The organism is Armatimonadota bacterium, from assembly GCA_013314775.1.
Lineage (GTDB): Bacteria > Armatimonadota > Zipacnadia > Zipacnadales > JABUFB01 > JABUFB01.
The window spans coordinates 137,923-162,195 of the sequence record JABUFB010000012.1 but is presented as its reverse complement, the minus strand read 5'-3'; the positions used below and the strand labels follow the sequence as shown (position 1 = coordinate 162,195).

The 24,273-nt window shown below is 63.7% G+C and carries 19 protein-coding genes; 6 read left to right on the top strand and 13 right to left on the bottom strand.

Annotated elements, in window-relative coordinates:
* Entirely contained in the window at positions 1-648 is a 648-nt protein-coding gene (locus HPY44_16530) for a hypothetical protein (protein ID NSW57618.1), read from the top strand.
* A 178-nt stretch (positions 649-826) separates the two neighbouring features.
* Here HPY44_16530 and HPY44_16525 read toward each other — a convergent pair whose 3' ends face one another.
* The 6 genes from HPY44_16525 to HPY44_16500 form a co-directional block, all read right to left on the bottom strand.
* Positions 827-1,126 carry a hypothetical protein gene (locus tag HPY44_16525; protein ID NSW57617.1) on the bottom strand — a complete coding sequence of 100 codons (300 nt, stop codon included), beginning with the start codon at positions 1,124-1,126 and terminating at the stop codon, positions 827-829.
* A complete protein-coding gene (locus HPY44_16520; protein NSW57616.1) occupies positions 1,123-1,455 on the bottom strand; it encodes a hypothetical protein in 333 nt (110 codons plus the stop codon). The genes HPY44_16525 and HPY44_16520 overlap by 4 nt, the downstream gene beginning before the upstream one ends.
* A gap of 34 nt (positions 1,456-1,489) precedes the next feature.
* Positions 1,490-2,980 carry a hypothetical protein gene (locus tag HPY44_16515; GenBank protein NSW57615.1) on the bottom strand — a complete coding sequence of 497 codons (1,491 nt, stop codon included), beginning with the start codon at positions 2,978-2,980 and terminating at the stop codon, positions 1,490-1,492.
* 144 nt (positions 2,981-3,124) lie between these two features.
* Positions 3,125-3,922 (bottom strand): glycoside hydrolase family 16 protein, encoded by a 798-nt coding sequence (locus HPY44_16510; GenBank protein NSW57614.1) that lies wholly within the window; start codon positions 3,920-3,922, stop codon positions 3,125-3,127.
* A gap of 94 nt (positions 3,923-4,016) precedes the next feature.
* Positions 4,017-4,550: a DUF456 domain-containing protein gene (locus HPY44_16505; GenBank protein NSW57613.1), complete on the bottom strand. Its 534-nt coding sequence runs from the start codon at positions 4,548-4,550 to the stop codon at positions 4,017-4,019.
* A 45-nt stretch (positions 4,551-4,595) separates the two neighbouring features.
* Positions 4,596-4,961 carry a hypothetical protein gene (locus HPY44_16500; protein ID NSW57612.1) on the bottom strand — a complete coding sequence of 122 codons (366 nt, stop codon included), beginning with the start codon at positions 4,959-4,961 and terminating at the stop codon, positions 4,596-4,598.
* A gap of 270 nt (positions 4,962-5,231) precedes the next feature.
* Between HPY44_16500 and HPY44_16495 the strand changes: the two genes are divergently transcribed.
* The 3 genes from HPY44_16495 to HPY44_16485 all read left to right on the top strand — a co-directional run bounded on the left by HPY44_16495 (position 5,232) and on the right by HPY44_16485 (position 8,528).
* Positions 5,232-6,422: a hypothetical protein gene (locus HPY44_16495; protein NSW57611.1), complete on the top strand. Its 1,191-nt coding sequence runs from the start codon at positions 5,232-5,234 to the stop codon at positions 6,420-6,422.
* A gap of 100 nt (positions 6,423-6,522) precedes the next feature.
* Positions 6,523-7,392 (top strand): sugar phosphate isomerase/epimerase, encoded by an 870-nt coding sequence (locus HPY44_16490; GenBank protein ID NSW57610.1) that lies wholly within the window; start codon positions 6,523-6,525, stop codon positions 7,390-7,392.
* Positions 7,393-7,571: 179 nt separating this feature from the next.
* The gene (locus HPY44_16485; protein ID NSW57609.1) at positions 7,572-8,528 is read left to right on the top strand and encodes a DUF362 domain-containing protein; all 957 of its coding nucleotides are present in this window, start codon (positions 7,572-7,574) and stop codon (positions 8,526-8,528) included.
* Positions 8,529-8,544: 16 nt separating this feature from the next.
* On the opposite strand, the gene HPY44_16480 is transcribed toward HPY44_16485, so the two are convergent.
* Positions 8,545-9,621 carry a hypothetical protein gene (locus tag HPY44_16480; GenBank protein ID NSW57608.1) on the bottom strand — a complete coding sequence of 359 codons (1,077 nt, stop codon included), beginning with the start codon at positions 9,619-9,621 and terminating at the stop codon, positions 8,545-8,547.
* Between the two features lie 137 nt (positions 9,622-9,758).
* Here HPY44_16480 and HPY44_16475 point away from each other — a divergent pair, with 137 nt between their 5' ends.
* On the top strand, positions 9,759-10,994 hold the full coding sequence (locus HPY44_16475; protein ID NSW57607.1) for an alpha-L-fucosidase: 1,236 nt from the start codon (positions 9,759-9,761) through the stop codon (positions 10,992-10,994).
* Positions 10,995-11,086: 92 nt separating this feature from the next.
* On the opposite strand, the gene HPY44_16470 is transcribed toward HPY44_16475, so the two are convergent.
* The 6 genes from HPY44_16470 to HPY44_16445 all read right to left on the bottom strand — a co-directional run bounded on the left by HPY44_16470 (position 11,087) and on the right by HPY44_16445 (position 22,802).
* Positions 11,087-12,541, bottom strand: a complete 1,455-nt coding sequence (locus tag HPY44_16470) for a hypothetical protein (GenBank protein NSW57606.1) — start codon at positions 12,539-12,541, stop codon at positions 11,087-11,089.
* A gap of 274 nt (positions 12,542-12,815) precedes the next feature.
* A complete protein-coding gene (locus HPY44_16465) occupies positions 12,816-14,525 on the bottom strand; it encodes a family 10 glycosylhydrolase (GenBank protein NSW57605.1) in 1,710 nt (569 codons plus the stop codon).
* Positions 14,526-14,580: 55 nt separating this feature from the next.
* Positions 14,581-15,543, bottom strand: a complete 963-nt coding sequence (locus tag HPY44_16460; protein NSW57604.1) for an acetylxylan esterase — start codon at positions 15,541-15,543, stop codon at positions 14,581-14,583.
* A gap of 228 nt (positions 15,544-15,771) precedes the next feature.
* Positions 15,772-17,799: a hypothetical protein gene (locus HPY44_16455; protein ID NSW57603.1), complete on the bottom strand. Its 2,028-nt coding sequence runs from the start codon at positions 17,797-17,799 to the stop codon at positions 15,772-15,774.
* Between the two features lie 322 nt (positions 17,800-18,121).
* The gene (locus tag HPY44_16450) at positions 18,122-20,200 is read right to left on the bottom strand and encodes a hypothetical protein (protein NSW57602.1); all 2,079 of its coding nucleotides are present in this window, start codon (positions 20,198-20,200) and stop codon (positions 18,122-18,124) included.
* A 202-nt stretch (positions 20,201-20,402) separates the two neighbouring features.
* Positions 20,403-22,802: a hypothetical protein gene (locus HPY44_16445; protein ID NSW57601.1), complete on the bottom strand. Its 2,400-nt coding sequence runs from the start codon at positions 22,800-22,802 to the stop codon at positions 20,403-20,405.
* Positions 22,803-22,988: 186 nt separating this feature from the next.
* On the opposite strand from HPY44_16445, the gene HPY44_16440 reads away from it, so the two are divergent.
* Positions 22,989-24,035, top strand: coding sequence for a hypothetical protein (locus tag HPY44_16440; protein ID NSW57600.1), 1,047 nt, complete (start codon positions 22,989-22,991; stop codon positions 24,033-24,035).
* Positions 24,036-24,273 lie beyond the last annotated feature (238 nt).

The following is a 24,273-nucleotide window of genomic DNA, read 5'->3' as shown; positions in this document are numbered from 1 at the left end:
ATGTCCGGGAATGCCCACTCCGACGCACCCGCCGTGCTTTTGTCAGGGATCTGTTTGATCCTGTGCGCCGCATGGTTATACGGCGCATCGCCAGCGCCGTGGGCAATCCCCTACTGGGTATGCCCGGTGGCGGTTGCGGCCGTCTATCTCGCGATAGCCCTTGGGCTGGAGCGCCCTTCACCGCGCGCGGCTGGGCTCTGGGCGCTCATGATGGCCAGTCATCTTTTCTACGCGGCCCTCATGTCGCTGGCCGTCCAGGCTCTGCGACCCGGACCCGCAGACATCCACATCGCCCTCGACTTCGCCCTGCGCAACGCCCCCGCATGCCTGCTGCAGGCTGCTTTCGTGGTTCCGGCGGTGGCCGGACTGATCTGGCCGGCACTCGCCGGTTGGCCCTTCGGTGCTCAGCCGCACCGGGAAATCGTCGCGGGGATCGCCGATCCGCGGCAGTTCCTGACCAGCGTCCTGGTGCTCGACTCGACGCGGAGAGTTGACCCGCGCGGAGCCCTGCGAGACCTGGCCGTCAAGGCACGGGAGTTGCTGGCTGAAGACGGGCAAGCACCCGGGGAGCCCCTCCCGAAGTTGCCGGGAGAACCGCATGAAGCGGATACCGTCGCTGAAGGAGTGAATGATGGGGAATCGGCCTAGAGGATTTGCAGGGCTGATCAGTAGGCTCGGGATGTGGTGGAAAGCTGTGCGCGCACCCGGGAAATTCCTTTGCGACAGCTGCCGATATGACTACAGGGGAGCCTGCAGGCGCCCCGAGCGCCCCAATGCCAGACGTTGTGAGGAGTATAAGCCGCGCTGACGTTCTCCGTTGGTCACTCTAGTCGCCCTTCGGCCGGCCTGCAACAATCAAGAACCTCACGGGCAGCATCAAGATCACGAGGCACGCGAAGGTGCTCAAGTAGCCCTGAAGCGCGTCCAGAAAGCGCAGTTGGCCGATCCCCGACCATTCCACCGCGTTGGCGGCCCTGTCCAGCGCCAATGTTCCGAATGCCAGTGCGGCACTGGCCCAGAGCCGGGTGCGTCCGTGGGCTTCCCGGTTTGCCACCAGTGCCAGCACGGCGGCGGAGAAGAACATGCTCATGGCCAGCATATCGATAATCGCGATACCCAGGTTCACGCGCTCCCATCCTCCCCACCGCCAAGCCTCAAGAACGCCTCGCGGATGCCCCGCACGCCGATCAACATCGCTCCCGCTCCTGCGCCGCACAAGAGCATGTGCTCAAGCGCATTGAGCACCTGATGCTGAAGCATGTCATCCTGCCAAAGCTGTTCGAGGTTGGTGGCGATCTGTGCGCAGAGGAAGAGCACGAGCATGGCGAGAAAGCGGGTCCACCACAGGCGCGTCCTGGCGCTGTTGGCCGGATGCGCGCGAGCCGACAGGGTGGCAGCGCACGCCAGCGCTACAGCAACCAGCGCCACGATCTCGTTGACTTCCAACACGCCCACTCATCACACCCCCTCCGCCGCAACCGGTTTGGCTCTAGAAGAAGTCCTCCACGTCGCGGCGCACAGGCGACCCTTTGAGAAGCCCCGTCGCCACGTCGAACTTGCTCATGAGTTCGATGCCCGAGGGCCCGATGACGTACTCCTTGATCTCCTTGTCATGGCCGACATACCGCGCCTTCAGAATCGACACGGCTCTGCGCATCTCGCTCCCCAGTTCCACGTACCGCAGGATGATCACGTTGTCCACCAGCGAGGAGACCATGACACCCCCGGTCACCTCGAACTCGCCCACGATGCCCGGGGTCTCGTCGCAGATGATCGAGGTGGCCGGACTGGCGCAGAGCGCGGAGACAAAACCGGTCAGGTCTGCCTTGGCCCTGGTCGGCTCCATAGGCGCCTTCGCGAGTGTGGACAGGGCATCCACCACGATGCGCTTTGGCTGCAGTTCCTGGATCATCTGAACGATCCCGGACACCAGCAGCCCCATCGCGCCACGGCCCGGTCGGTGGCAGGAAACGGTGATGAGGCCGTCCGGCCGGAGTTGGCTTTCCGGCATCTTCAGGCCGCGCGAGAGTCGGGCAAGCTCGGACGCTGTCTGCTCGAAGGAGATGAAGAGCCCGCGCTCGCCGGCGGCCGCCCCCGCCATGAGGAACTGCAATCCGAGGATCGTCTTGCCCACGCCAGTGCTCCCGGCGACAATTGTCGTGGATCCCTCCACGAGACCACCGGACAGCATCCTGTCCAGACCCGCGGAGCCGGTGGTGATGAAGCGCGGCTCCACGGGCGTAACCGATTCCTGGATCGGCATGATTGCCGTGAGATCCGGCGCTACGACCATCCCGTGGTCATTGATATCGAAAAGATGCCGCCCGGCGATATGCGGGCGTGCCCGGCTCTTGACGACTTCGAGCTCCCGCACCCTGGCTCCCGAACTCTCCACCAGCCGATACTCCAGGCAGATCACCACGTCGCAGATGTAACGTTCGAAGGGGGCTCCATTCCGGCGCAGATTGTCGGACTCGGTGATGAGCATCGAGGTCAGACCGTGGCGCTTGAAGCCATTGCGAATGCCGTAAACCAGCTTGCGCAATTCGAAGGGGTCGCGCGAGAGGTTGCCCATCTGTGTGATGCTGTCCACCATCACCCGCTTTGGAGCCATCTCCTCGACGTAACGCGCGAACAGTCCTTCGGGAGCCATGGTGTCTTCCAGAAAGACTTCGGGGGATGTGCAGATCACACCCAGCTTGCGCTCGCGTTCCAGGGTTCGCAGGTCCCAGCCGTACGACTGCGCATCGCGGTGCAACTCCTCGGGGAACTCCTCGAAGCTCACGAGCAGCCCCGGCTCGCCGTACTGCACAATCCCCTGGTAGAGGAACTGCAGTCCGAGGGTGGTCTTGCCCGCGCCCGGCGCCCCCTCCACGACGACGCACGCTCCGGGCAACAGGCCTCCGCAAAGGACCGTGTCCAGCCCGGGGACACCGGTTCCGACAAGCTGCGTGCTGCTCACGCTGCACTCCTGGGCCATACCGACCTCTCCCACACGCTGCTGTCGCCTGCGTGGCCGCAAGCGTTCCTGTCAGGTGCCGCCCGATAATCCGAGTTCTATGCGGGCGCCCCTTCTATGAATCGCTTCCACCGCAGTCCGGCCTCGCAGCGCTCCTTACACGCGTCAGGCCGGATCGAAAACGCGTACGTGATCGACCAGGAAGACATCCGGCAGCTGCTCCGCCTGGATTTCCCGGTTCGGATTCATGCCACCGGCTGCGCCCCGGATCTCCGTGGTCACCAGCAGGAACTGGGGGCACTGCGGCACGGCATCCGAGACCGCCCAGGTCTGCCTGCCGTCGATGTAGAAGGTGAGTGCGTCCGGCGTCCAGAGGACTCCGTAGTTGTGGTACTCGTCCTGCCAATTCTCCACCTGGATGTCACCGCTGCCCCGTGACTGGTGATCGGCCCCGTAGCCTCCCCAGTGGATGTTGTGACTGACCTTGCCGTTGCGCTCGAAGTTCTCCAGGACGTCAATCTCCACCCCGGTTCGGGCGTAGTCCAGGCTGCTGCCGATCACCGCGGACTGAATCCAGAAAGCTCCCCACCAGCCGGGCACCCGCGGTAGCTTACAGCGGATCTCCCAGTAGCCGTAGGTATGCTCGAAAGTGGGCGTGGCCAGCTTGCCGATTGGCCAGATCATGTCCTTGTTGAAGCACATCGGCTCGCCCGGGCGGTCCATGAAATTCGAGCCCGTCTGGATGGCTCCGCAGAAGAACTCACCGTCTCGCTCGAAAGCGGTCAGCTCCAACTGCCCTTGGCCGTTGAGCCGCACGGCTTCGGGCGTCCACTGGGGAACGCGCCGGCCGAATCGGTGCAACCGGTACAGCCACTTGGTTTCATCCAGCGTCTCCCCGTCGAACTCATCATGCCAGGCCAGTTGCCATTCACCCTCGGGGAGGGTCGATGTGCTCAGATCCATGCGGCGCTCTACTCCTTGAGGCTCCAACTGCAACGCCGGCTCAGCGACTAGATTCGGCAGTCCCCGGAAGACTCCTGCAACTGCGTCAATGCATTCAGAAGGCGTAGCTTAGACACAGGATGACCATGACGGCGGCAAGGACAGATTTGAGCACCGTACCGGCGAGGCGTCCCACGACGGCACCCATGCCCGCACGCCTTGCTTCTTGGTCGGATTTGCCCTGGCCTCGCTCGTACCAGTACCCGCCCGCGAAACCGCCCAAAAGGCCGCCGATGATGGGGCCAATCACGGGAACGAAAGCCCCGACAATGCTGCCGATGACCACGGCGCCGATGAGACCGCCGATCATGGCCCAGATCATCCCCGCGGTGGAGCCTCCGTACTTCTTCACCCCGGCAGCGCTGACCACATTGTCGCTGATCTCCGCCACCAGGGTGATGACCCCCAGCACCAGCAGCAGTCCCCATTCCAGCTTCTCCCAGCGCGTGGCCGCCGAGTAGATCACGGCATCCACCAGGATCAGCACCGTACCAGGAAGGCCGAGGAGCGTGATGAATGCGCCAACGAACAGGGTGATCACGAACAAGGCAATGCCCAGGTACGTGAGAATGCCCGACAGAAACTCCATGTGCGCCTCCTTCAACCTGCAGCCGGCCTGCCGGATGCGGGCCGGTCAGGCGATATTTGTCTCGTCCTGCCGGCGCTCGGGCCGTACAGCTTCCTCGCTGGTCCCCAGCGGGATGCGCCCCCGAGCTTTGGCAGCTTCCACTTCTTTCATTGCATCAAGCCTGTCCATCCGATTCTCGAGGGCGTTCAGCCGGTCCAGGATCACCTGAATATTGGCCGCGATCTCCTTGCTCCCAAGGCCGAGAAGCTCGCGGTCCAGTTCGGCCTGACGCTCCTTCTCCTCCAATTCGAGGCGTGCCATCCTGTTCTTGTGGATCACCCAGATGCCGAAGCCGACCACCCCGATGAAGCCGATAACGGCCACCAGCGGCACTGCGATAAACCCGAGAGCGACAAGAACCCAGTCGGGCATCTGCTGCTCCTCCATCCGTGACGAACGACACATCGCCGTCCATTCGAATGTAGCAAACACTGGCAGAACAGTACACAAACGCCCGGTTGGGGGCAAGCCCAAACAACCCCGCACCCATCGATTGTGAATGGGCCCCGAGGTGTTATAATCAGTTTTGTACAATCTGCCTGGCTTATGGAACACGGGCCATCGTCGCAACGTCATAGGGGCACCGGGGACCTTCAGGTCGCCGTGGGGTTGTTCACAACTTACAAGGAGGTCGGTGGGGCGATGGTGCGCATTGTTGCGCTAAGTCTGGCAGTCCTTGTATTGGCGATCATGGCCGGCTGCGGAGGCGGAGGCGATGAGGCCACTCCGCCTGCGAACAATCAGACGGGAGTCCTGACGGGGAGCGTTGATCTCAACAGCGGCTCGCCCGAGAACTGCAGACTGCTTCTCAACGGTACGGAGCTGCCTGTGGGCGTGAATCCCGACGGTACTTTCCGCATTCCCAACATCCCGCCGGGCGAGCATGTCCTGGACATTATCGGCCCCGACGGCACTGAAGCGGGCCGGTCGGAGTTCGAGATCGAACCGGGCGAGGTGATCATACTCCCGCCGATCCGTCCGCTTCCCGCAGGGCAGATCGCGGGACTGGTCATCAAGAATGAGAACGGTGTCTGGGTCCCCGCGGTGGGTGTCGAGGTGGTCGCCCGATCCGACCTGCTCTGGATCATGGACGATGAGGGTAAGCCTACCATCGCTCCGGACGGAACGTCCGCCGATTCGTCGCCCAACGCCGGTGGCGCCAACACTGCCCCGGCAGTCCCATTCATCTATCCGCCGCCTCCGGGGGTCTCGTACTCCGCGATCACGGATGATACCGGCAGCTTCGTGATGCGCGCTGTCCAGGAGGGCCCGTACTTCGTGACTGTGGCCGTCCCGGGATACTTGACCGGCGAGGCCTTCGTCTATGTGAGTCCCGGACAGACTGCTGTTGCGGACTTCCAGCTCTGGCCCGAGAAGGACCCCGAAACGGGCAAGATCGTCGGCAAAGTCATGGGTGTGAAGCTCGATGGCACTCGGGCACCCATCGCCGGAGCGAGTATCGAAGTCCGCATGGATCAACCGTGGTTCCTCCCACCCCCGGAGCCCATTGAACTGCCGCCGGATATCAGGCCGGACTTGCCGGTGGCTGGCGGAGCAGACGCGACCGATCCGGGCGGGTGCATCGGCATCAAGCCACCTATCATTGATTGGCGCGTGTTCTCCACCGTGACCGACGAAAACGGCGAATACTCCATTGAAGTGCCGGCCGGCGTGCGGGTGGTATCCGCCTGGGCATGGCCGTATGAATGGGCTGAGCAGCGGGTGGTAGTACCGCTGAACGGGGTCGTGCGAGCGGATTTCGAGCTGAAGGAACTGGACTTCGAGGAGCCGCCGATCGAGCCCCTTCCCATATTTGACAGGCCACGAAAGTGAGACGGGAGCATCACTCGCTTCCGCGAGTTTCGTCCCGCGCGGAGCGGCCTTCACGGGCTCTCCGCGCGGCTGACTGATTCCACGTCGCCCGGAGGCCGGCATGTTCGACCCGAAGATCGCCTGCATGACTCTGCCCTACTCGGAACTGCCTTTCTCTCGCGCCGTCGAAGGGATCGCCCGCGCCGGATACAGATACCTGGCATTCGGGACGACCCACGAGGGAATCGAGACCCCCGGATCGTATGATGACGATGCGCGCATCGGCGAACTGGGGCGCATCGTGCGAGACGCCGGGCTTGAGCCGGTGATGATGTTCCAGCCCCGCGCTATCGCCCTTACTGCTGAAGGCGGTCAGGACTTGTTCCGCAGGCGCATCGACCAGGCGAAGCTCATGGGCGTGCCGCAGATACTCGTGATCGGCCCGTGGGAGTACAAGAGCTGGCCGGACGAGAAGCACCCGGCTGATGTCTGGGCGCGGATGACCGACGAGTGGTTTGAAGCGGTGGCGCCCGTGGTGAAGTATGCCGAAGAAATGGATGTGATGCTGGTCTCCAAGCCCCACACGGGCATCACTGCCACTGCAAGCCGCTGCCGGGAAGCTGTGGAACGCGTGGGCTCTACGCACTTCCGCATCTGTTATGACGGAGGCAATGTCCACTTCTATGAGGGCGTGGACCCGGCCGAGGACATTCGCCTGTGCGCGGACATCACTGTGGCCCTGTGCATCAAGGACCACGTCGGTCCCCGCGCGAACCCGCTCTTCCCGTACATAGGCGAGGGCGACGTGGACCACGAATCCATGCTGCGCACATTGTCCGAGTTTGGCTTCAGCGGTCCCTGCCCGGTGGAACGCTTCGAGGGCCCGAACAAGAAGGCGGAGATGTCGCCGGAACTCATCGACAGTCTGGCAGCAAAAGCGCTCGAGACCGTGCAGGCGATGGTGGACCGCATCCGCTCCGGACAGTCGTGAGTAGCTCCCCCGTGATTGTCTGATCCACGGACGGGCGCGTGACCCTGCATCTCGCCAGGTGACTGCGTCCGTCCTGTCTGCCCCGCTGGAAACCCGTACGCGACAGGCCTGTCCAATACCTGGAGGCGCGGGAAAAGCCTGGCCGCGGCAACTCACCCATGGGAAGATCGGCCGCAGTAATGACGGCAGCAGTCCTGATTGGGGCCATTCTTGCCCCGCTACCTGTCCTTGCCAACCCGGGACGGGTGCCCGGCCCTGCCATCGTTGCCGAGGTCAGCGCCGCCAACTTTCTCGAAGCCCCATCCATTCTCGCACCGGCAAGCGTGTACCCGCTGGGTAAACAGAGCTACCGCGTGGTTGCACAGATGCTGGACCGCGCGGTGATGGATGCCACCGGAACGCGCAAGTTCCAGGAGGCGTGGGGTTCGCTGTCCGGTCAGGGCGAACGGGTGGGAATATTGCTGGACGCCCAGTACCCGCCGGCCTCGCTGGCTTTGCTGGACGCGCTCATCGACCGTCTGGTTCGAGCGGGCGTTCGCCCCGCATCCATCACGGTATGGGCCGATAGCGAGACATCCCTCTTCTCAGCGGGGCTTCTCGTGCGCAAGGACCCCGACGGCGTGCGGACCATGGGCGCCGAATCCGAGGGCTTCCGGGGCGGCATCAGCCGGATTGTGCTCGAGGAATGCGATGTGCTCATCAGCCTGGCCCGCCTGCGCGCGGACCGGCAACTGGGCATGTGGGGAGCCACCAGCACCCAACTGGCCTGCGTCCCGCGCGCTGACAGACTCCAATTGATGTCGGCCCCGGACCAACTGGCGCTGGCAGCAGCGCGGCCCTCGGTGCGCCTCAAGTTCCGCCTTCACATTCTCGACGCCCTGCAGCCCAACGTGGAGCCCGGCCTGGCGCGCATGCCGCCGTACTGGAACTGCGGCAAAGTCCTGGCATCCACGGACTGCGTGGCGCTGGACGTGACGGGGCTGAACATCCTGGCCGGAAAAATGATCGAAGAGCAGCGCGACACTTCTTCTCTGGACATCGCGCGACAGTATCTTCAGGCGGCGTGCGCGGTTCATCATCTCGGGCAGGCCGACCCGGCGCAGATCACGGTACAAGCGCACACGCTCGGCGAATAGCTGTCCCGCGACACGCCTATCCCCTCAGCCTTTCCAACAGGTACTCGAAGGCCCACAGGGGCACATCCGGTGGCGTTGAGTGGTCTACCATCGGGAAGTAGCCGCCCAGTTCCAGCAGGCGCCGGGCCTTCTCCACTTCAGCATCGATAGCGTCTGTCCCCCGCGCCAGCGCACGTTTGTCGATGCCCCCGGCGAGCACGATGTCGCGCCCGTACTCACGCTTCAGAGCCAGCGGGTCAGTCCCCGCCGCGATTTCCAGCGGCGAGAAACCGTTGATGCCGACCTCCATCCACAGCGGGATCAGCTCATCGATGCAGCCGTCGCTGTCCACGAAAATGGTGCGGACCCCTTTGGCCCGGAGGGCATGGGTGATGCTGCGGTAGTGGGGCTGGATGAACTCGCGGAACATCCGCGGGGAGATGAAGCTGCGGCCTTTGTAAGCGATGTCCTCGCCGAAAGACGCGAAATCGAACTGCGCGCGCTGCAGGAACGGTTCAATCAGCGCGAGGAAGAAGCCTTCGAGATATTCCATCATTTCGTGTACGAACTCGGGCTGCTCGCAAAAGAGGATGCAGAGGTGTTCGGTGCCCACCCAACGCTGCAGTGTGTGTCCGAAGAAGCTGCCGGGGGCAAGGCCCAGGGGTTGGTCCCGCTCTGCCCACTTGCGCTCGAACTCGTCCCAGTCTTTCGGGTATCGTGCCGGCGTGTTCGGGTCGAGGCGCTCGCGGAACGCAAGCCAGTCGTCGCGGGTCTTGATGGGGTATTCGAGCCACTGGGGCATCTTCGACGCGGTGTCCTGCTTGAACACACGCAGGGTCGCGCCGAGCCTGTCGCGCACCACCCGGGTCTCGGCGTCCTCGGACAGGACTTCCTCTTCGAAGGCGGGCATCGGGCTGTACGGTGCGCCGCCGGTGAAGAATACGCGGTCCAGACCGAAGTGCTCAGCCAGATCAGCACCCGCCGGGAGTCCTTCCCCGTACCAGCGCTCCAGGGTCTCCTCCATGAACCACCCAACATTGAGGTTCAGGGCGAGGTACAGGTGATTGGTGAGTGTGCCGTCCGCGACACCGAGAAAGCGCTCTCGTGGGGTCATGGTCTGGTTGGGTCCAGCCCTTTCGTGGCGGTGGGTGGGGCAGCGGTGGTCCAGGCTGACGCGTGGGACGTGCGTCCTGGCCCGTCTGTCCTTCGTTCTGGTACAATACACCAAACCCACGGGCTTCGGGAGGCATCATGTCCTTCAGTTTCGGCGACGCGCGCGACTGGTTCTTCGAGCACCGCTTCGGGCTGTTCGTTCACTGGGGCCTGTACGCGCTTGGGGGATGGCATGAGCAGGATCAGTTCCGCCGCAGCATCCCGCGGGACCATTACGCCGCGCAGATCCACCAGTTCGATCCACAGCGCTTCGACCCCGACGCGTGGCTGGACATTGCCGAAAACGCTGGAATGAGCTATCTGTGCTTCACCACCAAGCACATAGACGGCTTCTGCATGTGGGACAGCGACGAGACCGAGTACAAGGTGACCCGCACGCCTTACGGTCGAGACGTGCTGACGATGCTTGCCGATGCCTGTCACCGGCGCGGCTTCCCCCTTTGCCTGTACTACTCGGTCGCCGACATGCACCACCCCCACTACCCCAGCGCGGGGCGTTCCTACGAGCTTCCTGCCCCCGACCCGGGCGACGAGCCCGACCTCGGCAAGTACCTGGCGTATGTCGAAGCCCAGGTGCGCGAACTGTGTACCCGCTATGGAGAGATTCATGGGTTCTGGTGGGATGCCAATGTCATCGAGCACCGTGACCCGCGGTTCAATGCGCTGATCCGGGAGTTGCAGCCGTCGGCGGTCATCAACGGCCGCGGGTTCGGCGAGGGAGACTTCGACACCCCCGAACGCGAGTACGAACGCGCGGTGGACGAGGTGCTGGTCTTCGACCGACCCACTGAGGCGTGCCAGTCTGTGGGCATGGAAAGCTGGGGCTACCGCGCGGATGAGGACTACTACACCGTCGCCCACCTAGTGCGCAGTATGGACAAGATCCTCGCGAAAGGGGGCAACTACCTGCTGAACCCCGGGCCGCGCGGGGACGGCACATTCCCGGAAGAGGCGCTCCGCGTGCTGGAGCCGGTGGGCCACTGGTACAAGACGGTGCGCGAGGCCTTCGAGGGTGCCGAACCCGCGCCGGGAGTGACCGACAACCGAACCGTGCTCGTCACGCGGAAGGGAAGCACGCTCTACGTCCACCTGCATCGGCCTGCGGTGGGCACGGCACTGTATCTGCCGCCGTTCGCGGTGCTCCCGGAGAGCGCGGTTCTGCTGAACACCGGCGCGTCAGTGGAGACGAGCATCGACCTGACACCCGCGCGTCACGCTGCAGGTCCCTGCCTGCGCCTGCGGAATCTGCCGCTGGACGAGATGCCGGGCACGGTGCCGGTGATCCGGCTGGACTTCGCCAGCCTGGAGGGCTGAAAGCAGGGGAAACGAACACAGGCAGCGGGTTCGGTGACGATGCGAACCCAAATGTCCGTTCCCCGTTTCCCGGGGAGCAAATTCGCCCGTCTCTACTCCTCCCCGAACATCCTCTCGATGATGGCGACCGCCTCGTCTACGATCACCTGGCCACCAGCGGGGGAGACCTTGCAGCTTGCGGGCACCGCTCCGTAGCTCAGGCCACTGGCGGCGCGCTCGGTGGCGAGATAGCTGCCGCCGCCGGACAGCTGCACCACGAAGGTCTGCACAGCAGCCGAGCGTCCCTTGATCCGGTCGCCGAAATCCAGGTAGTACTCGAAGGGCGAGGTCACGAAAGCCACATCGCCCAGGCGAACCACGTTCATCTCGATGGGCACAAAGGGCAGCGGGTTTTCATAACGGTCAACTGCCCGCTTGCACCAACCGATTCGCGAGCGAAGCGCGGTGTAAGTGCTGTCCAGTCGGTCACCCCCCTCGAGGCCCTCGAGCTTCGCGGCCAGTTCGTCCATCTCCGCCCGGGCGGATTCGTACTCCTTCTCAGTCACATTCCAATGGGGCAGTTCCAGGTCGCGGTACTCGTGCTTCAGCACCGCCTCGTCGCGCAAGTCCTTGCGCACCGCGGGCTCGGCATCATCCACGGCGTACGCGATGCGCTTTGCGATATCCAGCCGCAGAGCGTCATTGAGCGGCCTGCCACGGCCCTCGCCGTACTTGAGCGCCAGCATGCGCTGCTCGGCACGGGTGTGGATCAGGCGGTGAGGCGACTGGTCTCCCGCCGCCGAGCACTGAGGCAGCACAAACAGGCTCTCACCATAGCGCTTGCGCAGTTCCACCCGCACATCGTGCCAGAAGTCGGCGGAGACGAAATCCTGCCCGCTCTCACTCGCCTGCGACGGTGAGGCGACGTTCACGAGAACCCCCGTGAGATTCTGCTCTGGGTCGTAGGTGAAAAGAAGGTAAACGCCGTGGTCCACGTGGCCCTCGATGTGCGAGAAATCGGCGGCGGCGGTGCTCCCGTACATCATGGCTCGATCGTCGAAGTAGCGCACACGCCTGTTCTCGCCTACCACCGCGTATGAGTATCCCCAGCCGACAAGACCTTCCGTCCGGTTCTCCCACGCCTCGCACACGGCATCGACAAGCGCATTGACCACCACGTCCGTGTACTCCGATGTCGGCATGTAGTCCGGGTACCTCGCCACGATGTCGTCCAGGTAGTCCGTGTCCTTTTGCAGGCCGATTGCGCCGCCCACGAAAGGCGCGGTGTGGGTGTGCGTTGCGCTGGCGATGAGCTTGCGGGGATCGAAGCCGGGCAGTCTCTCGGCGACTTTTTCACGGCTGCTCGCCAGCAATTCATCATCCACAGCGCAGGTGTCGATGGAGACGATGATCGCCTGCTCGCCCCCGCTTTCGATGGCCAGGGCGGTGAGGGTCAGCGGGTCCTGCACCCGTGTGGCAATGCGCAGGTTGAATAGGCCTCGCAGCGACACGGGGCGATCCGGCGTAATGTCACGACTTGCCCAACCGATCCTGATCTTGTCGCTCATGGTGTAACCTCTCCTCGACGGCGAAGTATTGATCTGCCCCCCTGCCGGGGCAATGATTTTCGACTGCAACATCCGGGGGGGCGATGAGCTCGCGACGGGCCTGCGTCTTGTAAGTGGCGCAGTGGTATAGGTCGCGGACGGCATCGGGAATGGACAAGCGAGATTGCCCGGGAGTGTCGGGCATGGCGGGAATTGCCCCCGATGCGCGAGACGGATGGTCGGACGGCAATCCGCCGGGCAGGAAGAGTCCCCCTCCTACCCGGGCTTCCCACCCTCACCTCGCAGGCGGGTAGTAGGCCTCAGCAGGCTCAGCGTATGGGCCCGCCGCGAACTGGTCGCGCAGAGCATCATTGAGGTAAGCCAGCGCAAAGAAACAGTTTCCCCGCGCGTTGTAGGACCGGCAGAGATCCACCTGCTGCTTCACGAGGTCCAGATCGCGGGTGACGGTCCTGCCGCCGCCGGACTTCGAGTAGATGGAAAGCCCGGGGATGATCCGCGCCAGTTCCGGGTCGAAGGCCGTCCACTCGTCCAGCGCCTCGGCGAGCTTCGCGTTGTCTTCGGTGTAGGCCATGGGCAGCACGTAGTCGATGATGCCCTCACTCAGCCAGCCGTACCAGTCCTGGCAGACGCTGTCCGCGGCAGCCCGGTTGTAGAAGACCGCCGCGGAGACCTGGGCCTCGGGCTTGATCTGCTTCGCGCCCCGGTAGACCTGGCGCACGAGATCGGTCACCACGCTTCGCCGGAACTGCTCCCAGGCAGCAGCGCGCTTCATCTCCATTTCCGGGTCCACCGGTGGCCCGGGAATGATCAGGTCCTGGTCCGGCGCGGGACTTATGACGCGCATGGCGCTGAAGTATCGCTCCGGTCCGGTCAGCCCCAGCACTCGCTGCAAGGCGGGCTCCTTGATGGAGAATATCGGGCCGTCCACGAACAGGGCGTTCCCGCCGGCGCTCACGTGCCGCTCCAGCCAAGCCGCGGTCTCGGGCGGGATCAGATACTGCGCGGTGAAGAGCACGGTCGCCCCGGCCGGGACCTTCTCAAGCTCGGCATCGGTGACCGCCGCAACCTTGCAGCCCATACCGCGCACCCAATCCATGCCCTTCTGCTGACTGCCCAGCCCATAGCGGTCGGTAGTGGGCGTGTTGCGCACCTGGTAGACGGTATCGCCGGTCGCGCCGAAACGTTCCAGCAACTTGGCCGCGATCTCCGGAACCGCCCTATTCCCGGTGTTCTCCGCCTGCCAGTTGAACAGCGCGGCTTCGCCTTCGCCGAGCTTGTTGAGGGTGATCGCCGGGACGCCATCTTCAAAGGTCGCCAGCACCTGCGCGGTGCTGACCTTACCCACCGGGTTGCCACTCATCTGGCTGGCCAGCGGGAAGGTCGGATTCGCAGCCGACACCGGTGGGATCCCGAACTGCTCCTGCACCTGCCTTTGGCATTCATCGCAGTAGCACATGCCCCGTCCGTTGAAGCGGATATAGTCAAAGTGGATGCCTGCCACGTCGTACCTGCGCAGGCACTCCAGCATCACGTCTCGCTGGAAAGCGCGCACTTCGGACTTGCCCAGGTCGTACCACCCGTCGCCCGAGTCGCTTCCGCTCTGCAGTTCCCAGTCTGGATGCTTGGCAAAAACGAAGCCGGGGCGCGTGTGGCCGTAGCTCCCATTCACGAACCAGGCGTGGACGTCGATGCCCCTGGGTTTGGCCGCCTCGATGAGTGCGCCCAGTGGGTCGAACCCCTCGGGCGTTCCGCTCTGCATGGGGCAGATATCGCTCACGTAAGTAGCCTGTCCGCCGTTGTACCAAACGAGGATGTAGATCGCGTTCATGCCCGCCGCGGCGATGCGATCCACCGATTTCTGGAGTGTCTCCGGGTCTTTGATGTCAGAGAAATGCGCCCAGACCGCGCGTTGCTCCACTTGCCGGCAGGTCGCGCTTGCACACAGAAGCACCAGCCCTAGACCGGCCACGATTGCGTACTTCATGTCACGCCTCCACACGGTCGGATTCCAGTCGCCACCCACAGCCGGCTTGCATACGCTACCAATTGCTCATGAATTCGAAGGCCTTGTCATAGAAGCCCGGCAGACCCTCATGGCCGAAGTCCGGGTAGATGATAGCCCGCTTCGGCGAGGTGATCTTGTTGAAGGCCGCGTACTGGGTCGATGGCGGGCAGATGGTGTCCATGAGCCCAACGCCCATCAGCACTTCGGCTCTGATCCTCGGCGCCAGGAACTGAACATCGATGTATCCCAGGCGCGTGAATATCTCGTCCTTGCGCTCGTGAGTTGGGTCGAACATCCGCAAGTATGTTCGCAGTTCCTCGTATGCGCCCTGCGCGAGGTCCATCTCCCAGACCCGCAGGTAGTCGCACAAGAAGGGGAAAACTGGCGCGGCTTTGCGGATGCGGGGCTCAAGCGCAGCGCAGGCGAGGGTCAGACCGCCGCCCTGGGAGCCGCCGATGGCGCAGACGCGCTCCGCATCCACCTCGTCGAAACCCATGACGATGCCCGCGAGCTGCGCGGTGTCCAGGTAGATATGGCGGAACAGGAGATTGTGCGGTTTCTCATCGTCCAGGCCGCGAATGATGTGGCCGCGGTGGGTATTGCCTTTGACACCGCCGGTGTCTTCGGACTTGCCGCCCTGTCCGCGGCAGTCCAGCGCGGCGATGCTGAAGCCCATTGCGACATAGCTCAGCTTGTCGAACCAGTCCCCCGAGCTTCCGGTGTATCCATGGAACATGCAGGCGGCCGGATGGGGCTTGTCCGCGCTCTTCGGGCGCAGATACTTGGCATGTATGCGCGCTCCACGCACGCCGGTGAACCACAGGTCAAAGCACTCCGCTCCGGGCACCTGGAAGGGTGCGGGCTCGAGAGACACGTTGGCATCCACGGCGCGCATCTCGGCAAGGGCGTCATCCCAGTACTGGTCGAAATCGGCCGGGCGCGGATTGCGTCCTTCATACTGCACCAGCTTGTCCAGCGGCATGTCAATCAGTGGCATTTGCGGGTCTCCTGTTGTATGTAAACGGTCTCGGCGTGTGATTGGGATGGCTCAGACGCAGTTCGACGGAGGGATCGGTAGGACCTGTGCTGTTGGTTTGCGGGCGTGTGTCACACCACGCACCGCCTGGTGTGACACGCTGACAAAGCACTGCTTCCACTTCGCGGGAAGCAGTGGCACCCACGATTGCCTTACAGCCCGCAGAATGGGCGGCAGATTCCGACCTCTTCACACCACCTCGACGTCCAGCGCAACCATCCCCCGTGGCGGCACGCGCACTTCGATGATGCGGCCGTCATACGGGATCGGCCTGCCCGGAAAGTGGCTGCGAATGCTCACTGTGCGCACTTCGCGCAGCATATCGATCCGGCCCACTACGTAGAAGTGCGCCTCGTTGCCCACCAGGATGCGCACCGAGCTATCCTGCGTCTCGAAGGCCAGCAGGCGCAGGTCCGGCTCATCTCCCATAACCCGGGGGACGTCAGTCAACTCGACCAGGAGATCGGCACAGGCCTGCAGGAACCCCTGGCTCACCGGGCGGTAGTAAAGGCCATGCAGGTAGTTGGGCGGGTTCGGAATCTCGGCGGGCAGGTCCGCCTGCGCGGTGGGTTCGAGGGCCGGCGACACCAGTTCCCGTCCCGCGTTGTAGACCCAGCAGGCAAGCTGGTCAGGCCCAGTTCCTTCGGCGAAAGCCGGCTCCGCGCCGGGCAGGTCGGTTCCCTGCCGCCCAATCATCACCACCGGGCCGTGCGGGTACTCCAGGAGCTGCTTCAGCTCGTCTTCCGGCAGCAACTCCGGCCTCGGCACCAGCAGGCACCCGCGCGACGCGGATACGTGCCGGGCGTCTACCACCACCTGCAGGGGCGCGCCCAGCTTCTGCAGACGCCCAGCGATCTGCTGCCGGGACAGTATCCGGCGCGCCGGGTAATCCGCAATCTCGGCGTCCAGCGCCGCCTGAGACCACACCACCGTTGCCCCGAGCACCCGCGCCGGCAGGCTCTCGTACGCCGCTACCCAGTTCTCCCGTAGCCACCTCCACTGGGGGCCGTTGATGCCATCCGCGAGACACACCAGCGGCCCGTCCGAGGCGTGCCGGAAACCGCGGTCATCCTGCAGGAACATGTGCCCGAGGGTGAGGATCTCCCGCTCACTCACGGGTGGGGCATGGTTGAGCACGTCCCAGTTCTCCGTGGTGTCTCCGGTGGCGTTGAGGCACTGAAGAGGCATGTCCGGAATGCAGGCTCTGGTGAATGCGAGCATGAAATTGAGCTCATGGCGCAGGTCGGCCCGGAACCCGCTTTCCGCGCCAATGGACACCCCCGCGCCCACGGTTTCCAGGAAGAACCGGTCCACCCCTGCCCGGGCGATCCTGCGGTAGTCGATGCCATAGCGGTCGTACGCTTCGAAGGGGTCGCGGGTCCAGGCGTTGTTGAAGGTGACCTGCCGGCCGATCTCGTGCATTGCGGAACAGATCTTGGTGTAGAGCCCTTCGAACCGCCGGGCGTAGAACTCGCACCATTCCCGGCGCAAGTTGGTCCAGATGAAGTCCGCCCGGGCGCGGATCAACTCCGGGGACGGTTCGAGGTCCGCGCCCGGCTGGACCTTCTCAGGCAACTCCACACCCATCATGCTCACGAACTGTTCCGTCATATCGTCCGAGTAATCCGCCATCCAGATAGGCAGGCGCGGGCTGCTGTAGCCGTCGGCCGCGTGAACTCCTGCGAAACCGTAGTCCTCAGCCACGTCCACCAGCCGCGACACCAGAAAGTCCTCATAGTGACTCCCGTCGGGGAATCGCTTGAGCGGGTTGAGGCACTGGGCGGACTGGCCGTCGCGCGTGAACTCCATCAGTTCCGGGTGAGCGTCGCACCACGGGCTGCGGTACAGTTCACCGTCGATTTCGCTGACGAAAAGGTTGAAGAGAGTGAAGTAGACCGGGACGCCGTGTCGTCCGAGTTCGTCCACGAGTCCCTTGAGCTGATGGTTCGTCCAGGCCTGCCTCTCGCGTTCCACGTTGTAGGGCTTGCCCGCGTATGAGCAGTAATCCGGCGGGAACACCACCTCGCGCTCGAGACCATCGTGCAGGTGAACGAAGTCTGGCGTGGAGAAGAGAATCGACAGGCCATCGGGCACGAACCCGGCGTTGTCGAGAAACGCGGCCACGTTGTAGTCGGGAACTGTGTTGTCGAAGCCGATCAGCTCAATCCACATCCAGCGCTGGCAGTCGGGCTGATCGGCCGGAAGCTCCGGCATCATCGGTATTGGGTCTCCTGTGGTCGACACCCCGCGCCGAAGCACGGGGCTGAGGGCTCGAGTCGAGCCAGGCGTCCTCGCGGACGCCAAGCGGGCCTCACCGTCCGGGAGACGATCGGCCCAGAACGACCACATCTGGTCGCTCTGGGCCAAGCAGCCCCGTGCTTCAGCGCGGGGCAGTAGTCGACGGCCGTGCGGTCTTGGTCTCCGCGACTTAGCGTTCCGCACCCGCGTTTCGTAACCAAATCCCGTCGGTGCCCCGCTCTCCGCCTACAGGCCCCGGAGGGGCCGCTCGCATATAGCCAGGGGCGGCAGAGCCTCTCCCCTACCTTCCCAGACTCTTGCGGTACTCGGGGATCTCCTCGTCAATCACCGCGCGCATCTGGGCGATCTTCCACTCCAGATGCGCCCGATCGCACATGTACTCCATGCTCGGCTCCCAGCCCAGGCGAGAATCCGCTTCAACCAGCGGGATCGCCTCCTGCGCATTGGCGATCTCCGCTTCACCCAGCGCGACCAGTTCATTCAGGATCGCATCGGCCTGCCCGGGTTCGGTCTCCAGTCGCTGTTTCAGCAGCCACCAGCGCTTGGTATTGATGGTGGTCTGCACGCAGTTGCGGATGAACCTGCCCAGCCACAGCATGCGCATTGCTTCGGGCCTCTTGCGTTCGGGTGTGGCCGCGACCGCAGCTTCGAGCTTCTCGAGGCCCTGCTCCCAGCGGCTTTTCATGCGCTCCAGCAGGAAGATCTCCGTGGGCAAGTCTTCGGGCTTGTGGGGCCGGTAGTGGGTGGTCAGGATCCGGTTGCCAAAGTGCGCATACGGGGCGTCCGGGAAGGGCTCCTTCTCCACCTGAAACAGCAGTGGGTAAGCCGGGCCTACGCGGAATGGGCCATACTGGTCCTCATTGGTGGGCACATAGTCCAGGATCGCCTCGCTCCAGTGATCCCAGCACTCCACTGCCAGGGGTGCGGCGGTCTGCCCGAAGTCCCGCGCGGCGAGTTTCAGCGCCATATCCCGCGTCTCGGTGGCCGGCTCCCAGTACGCCCATTTCGCAAGTTCATTCACCACCGACGGCCACCAGCCATAGTGATGGGATTCCATGAGTCCCACCAGGCCCCAATCCTCCCGCGCCTTCAGGAGAGCTTTGTAGCGCCGCTCCCACTGGAAGGGCACGGGCTCGTACGGGATCACGCCGATGTCCCACGTCAGGCCCGCGGTATTGCTCATGGTGTACAGCGGAATGCCCCGCTCGTGGGCGGTCTGCGCCTCGCTGCTGAAGTACTTGCCTGGTCCCGCGAAAGACGCGGTGTAATCAACGCAGCGGGTGACGATGCCCTCCTTCACCACGTCTTCGAACATCTCGAAGGTCGCCTGGAGGGAGATGTCGGTGGGCAGGGAGCGAATCAGCGCGAGCCGGTCCTCTTCGGGCGCCCAACCCCAGTTGTAAGTCCAGAAGACGATGTCCAGATTCGGATTGTACTTGCGCAAGATGCGCTTGAGCAGGTCAAGCCACTCCGGGTAATCGAAACAGGGCCACCAGCCGGGGCTCGGGCGCTTGTCCACCGTGCGGTCCACGCTGGGGTCGAGGCGCAGCTTGCCGGTGGTATGTTCGTCCTTGCTGGGGAACTCGCAGGACTCACCCACGAAGATGAGACCTCTGGCTCCCGGGCAGGCCTTCATGAGCGCGCCATAGGTGCTCTCGTAGTACTCTTCGGCATCGGGTTCGGAGGGGTGTTTCTCGCTGATCAGATAGCTGTACAGATACACATCGAGACCGAACAGGGCGGCGCGGTCCACGAGATTGTTCAGGTCCAGGTACCCGGTGGTGGTCATGTCCGGGCCTTTGACGAACACCAGGATTGCGTCCATCCCCGCGTGGGCGATGGCATTCAGGTGCGGGTCGGGGAACTGGTCGATGCCCCAGCCGGAGTGCACCATGCGCGGCGAGAAGATGGGGGTGCGGGTGATGTCCTGCCGCTCCACGAAGGGCGCCTCGCGCAGGTTCATAAGCTCTTCCAGCCAGTAACAGCCCTGGCCGATGCCCCGCTCGTCGAACCCGCAAATGGTAATGGCGCCATCTGCTGCGATGAGTCGGTAACTGCGCGGTTTCACAAGCCCGGCTCCCAGATCTGGCGATGCTTCCCGCGTGGTCAGGCAGATGGTGGCGGGTCCGGCCTGTTCGCCGGGAGCCAGCAGCGTCGGGACGCCCATGCTCGTGAGGAAGTAGTCCTGCAGGTCCTGCGCCACGCCGGTGATGTACTCGGACGCCCCCTCGGGGATGGCAATGCGCCAGCCTTTCTCCACGACGACCTCATTGTCTGCCGGGGTCAGGGCAGGGTCGCGGCGGTCTGGCCTGTGTACGCGATTGAGTCTCTGGCGGAACTGGAAATTGCGTTCGGACATGGATGGTCTCCTGATGTCGGTTCAGTTGGGTCTGCATACCGTCGCTATCTGTCCGTCGCCGGGGTCCGCATTGGGGGACCGGCATCCAGCTCCGGGCCGCATCGGGAGATGGTGCCTTTACCCAATGCGCTCTTGCACTGCCGCCTGCAGGGACGCCACGTTTCGCGCCCGGCCGTCGCTTTCCGCCTTCGCCGTCCTCCCCTTACTCCTTTACCTTCCGGAACAGGAAGTCGCCTTCTGTGGAGTCGCCGCCTCGCACATTCGCGAGCACCGCGTAGCCACGCTCTGGGTCATACTCCTTGAGGGGAAGCAGGTACACGTCGTCTTTCACCCACGCGCCGGCATGGCAGTCGTGGCGGTCAACGGCTTCCTCGCGCAATTCGTCCGGCTTATCTTTCGCATAGGAAACCAGCGCGACCTGGGTCGCGATGAGCCCCAGCGAACCCATCTTGTACGCAGGTCGGAACCAATACGTGCCCTCGCCTCTCACGAACTGTGTGACGTCAAGCCGCTTCGTGACTGCCCCCCGTTCCGCAAAATCCGCTGTCTTCCACGACCCGATCACATGCATCCTGTAGGGCTTTCTCACATCCTCCAGCCCGATCTCCTCCATCAGCTCGCCCATGTTCGCGGACAGCTCCTCCATGAGCCTCACCGTGGCCAGGTACCGGTCCGGCTTTCTCACCGACGCGTCCGGCAGGCACGCGTCGCTCCAGGTGGGATACGCGGCGATGAGACTGTCCAGACCCTCCTGGCAACTCTTCAGCCATTTCTCGGCGGCCGCGAGGTTCTCCGGCGCAACGCCCTCATCGCCGCGCATGATCTGGCTTAGCTGCCAGACTGCTTGCAGCGTCTGGGTATATCCCCGCACGATCACGGTCTCGGCGATATACTCGTCGTCACCCACTTCTCGCGCGAGCGCCAGTGCTTCATCGAGTTGCATCAGATTTCTCTCGAACTGCTCGGGAGACTGGAAGGCTGCGAAAATAGACTGCCCCAGGCCGACCTTCATCCTGCCGGAGGCGATTTTCGCAGTGGGTGCACCCCAGTTCTCAAGGTAGGGGAACCTTGACGCATACAGGTCCCACGCGGGGGGCCCGACAAGCTCTGTCCAGTCCGCGAACTTCTCCGGGTCCGGTATTCCGTGACGCACAGCAAAACTCACTGCGAACTCCCGCTCCGAACGTCCGTGAGCGTTCCAGGACCACTCAAGCCCCGCCTCGGTGTTCACTCGGTACAGCCAAGCAGCGGGAACGACGTAGGCCACAAGGCAGTGCAGGCCCTTGTCCACGAATTCGGTCATCCTGTACTTCACGAACTCCGGGTTGCTGAAGGGCGCCACGCTCAGCCAGTTGGACGAGAGTGTGGGATAAACGCCTAGCCAGCGCCCCTTGCTGAGATACTCTTCCAGCACCGGATAGATCATGGGGGCGCGGTCGGTGTTGTAAGTTCGTCCGCCATCGTAGTACGAGACCTTCACGTCTTCGGGCAAGGCCTTGAGCACCGCCTCATTCGACGGGTAACTCGCCTGGGTCAGGAGAACGCGCAGACCAAGATCGGGGCATGTCTCCTTTGCAACCCGCCAGGCTGCCACGCACGCATTCAGTTCGTTCACGAAGCGATCGACCTGTTTGCAGGCGTCGCACCCGCAGCCCTTCCCCTCCTCGGACAGCCAGATCATCACTTCAGACACGTCGGGGATCTGCCCCAGTTCGGTGAGCCATTGGGACAGCGGCTTCACCAGGTCCGGCTGAGAGAAGCAGATGGGCTTGAGGGTCGAGTTTTTGTTTTCGACGTTCGTGGCCCGGAGTTGCGGGTAGAACTTGAACAGTCCGGTGTCCTCAAGCTGTTCGAGGTGGTGGATGATAGGCACCACGCGAACGCCCAGCGCTCGGGCGCGTTGCATGACGGCCTGATCCATCGTCGCGTGGGCTACCCCCTGGTCGTCGATGCTCAACTTGGCGTGCAGCTCGATCAAGTTGTGTTTGAACCCGGCTAGCCATTCCAGGTCCTGCACCACGCTGCCGCCCCATTGTCCGCGCTCTTCCAGGTCCGGCCAGTCGGTGATCTTCCCCACCGGGATATCTACTGTGACTTCCTGGCCGGTTCCCTGCGCCGACGCAACCAGCAACTGGATCAGTGTCCGCATTCCGAACATACTGCCGGTCTCACTCAATGCCCGGCAGGTGAGGGTGACCTGGCCGTCTTCAGTAACCGTCTCCAGAATGTACGCCTGGTCAGGATGCGCCTTGTCCGCCAGAAGCGTCTTGTCCTGCTCTCGCCGGCGGAAGTCCAGCACGAAGTCGCCCGGTGCCGCCTCCGCGGCGAGATCGGGCTTCACGCCAGTCTTCGCCTCCAACGCCCCGGCAAGTTCCACCCCCAGTTGACCATCGAGCACGGTCGCGGGGTCATTTGTCCGCACCCGCAGGCGCTCCACGGGAACGGTGACCTTGCCGGTCAACTCCACCTGCTTTGGTAAGGGGCAGAGCCAGCGCTGCCAACTTGCGAGTTCATCCGCCGTCATTGTCCTCACCTCGTCCTGATCTGCGGCCGAAACTGCGGCCAACATGAGGCAGGCGATCCCGATCAGCCTTCGACACATGTGTCGTCACCCCTTGTGCCGCAAGAATCAACCCATTGCGCGGCACGGATGATTTCGCCGGTACTGTCAGAGCGTCCTTCATCTACCTTTCTCACGGCAGGGGAAGGACGGGCAGGCCGCCACGGTGAAACAGTGGGTCTTCGCTGCCGCATCCGAATCTCGACCGCCCTACTGGAGTGTTGCACCATGGATTCACGCTGCATGATGTGGCCGCTCATCTGCTCCCTCGCCTGCGTTGCCGGGGCACAGGAGCAGCCCGGCATCAGCATGAATGTGCAGGGCGAGAGCCTCGTGCTGGCCGCCCAGAAGCCCGCGAACCTGTGCTTCGATCAAATCCTGCCGGGTACGCTGACCCTCCGCAGCACTTTCCTGGCGACAGATGAAGGCTGCGTGGTTTATACCGAAGGCGCCGACTACAAGGTGGACTATGCCGCCGGCACCATCACGCGCACCGCCGGTTCGCGCATCCCAGACTACTCCACCCACGTCCTGTACGGCCTGGAGCAGTTCAACCACACGGATTTCACCAACTGGAGCAATCACCCGTTCTTTGTCTGGGCCGACTACCGCACCAGCAACGGTAAGCCCTGGGCGCAGCCTAATGACCAGACCCAGGCCATGGCTGCAGTGCGCGCAAAACTCGAGGCGGGCGGACCTTTCAAGATCGCGTCCTACGGAGACAGCATTACCGCCGGTGGCGAGGCGTCGCGCCCCGAGTTCCGGTTCCAGAACCGCTTTGCGAGCTACCTGCAGCGCCGGTTCCCCAAAGCGCAGGTCGAGGTGCAGGATGTGTCCATCTCAGGCTACGCATCGCGCCAGGGCATCGACTGGTTCGACAAGTACATGGGGACCGTGGACAAGCCAGACCTGGCGCTTGTTGGCTGGGGGATGAATGACCACAACAAGGGGAACACCGAGCCCGAGGTGTTTCGGGCGAACCTGGTGGAGCTGGTGAAGATGATCCGGGATCGCAAGGGAGCGGAGGTCATCCTGTTCTCGGCATTCCCGCCCAATGACCACTGGGTTCACAGCACGCACCGCATGGACCAGTATGCCGCCGCGACCCGTGAAGCCGCCCTCGAAGCTGGATGTGCCTACGTGGATGTGTTCAGCACCTGGGAGATGGTCCTGAAGCGCAAGGACCAGTCATCACTGCTGGGCAACAACATCAATCATCCCAATGACTTCGGGCATTGGTTGTACGAGCAGGCCTTCGAGGCGATGAGGTTCTGAGGGCGTTGGCCGCCCGGGCGACGCTGTGCCTTCTATCTGCTGGATTGCGTTGACCCTCCGGTGCCCCTGCGTGGCTTCTGGCCACCGGTATCCAGGGGCTTCCGCCCCCGGCTATATGCGCACGGCCCCTCCGGGGCCCAAAAGCGACGGCAAAGGCTAAGGGTTCCGGAGGGACCCTATCCGGCCCGGCCGTTGCTGAGTCGTTGTAGGGCGGGCAACCGTGGCCCGCCGGCCGTTG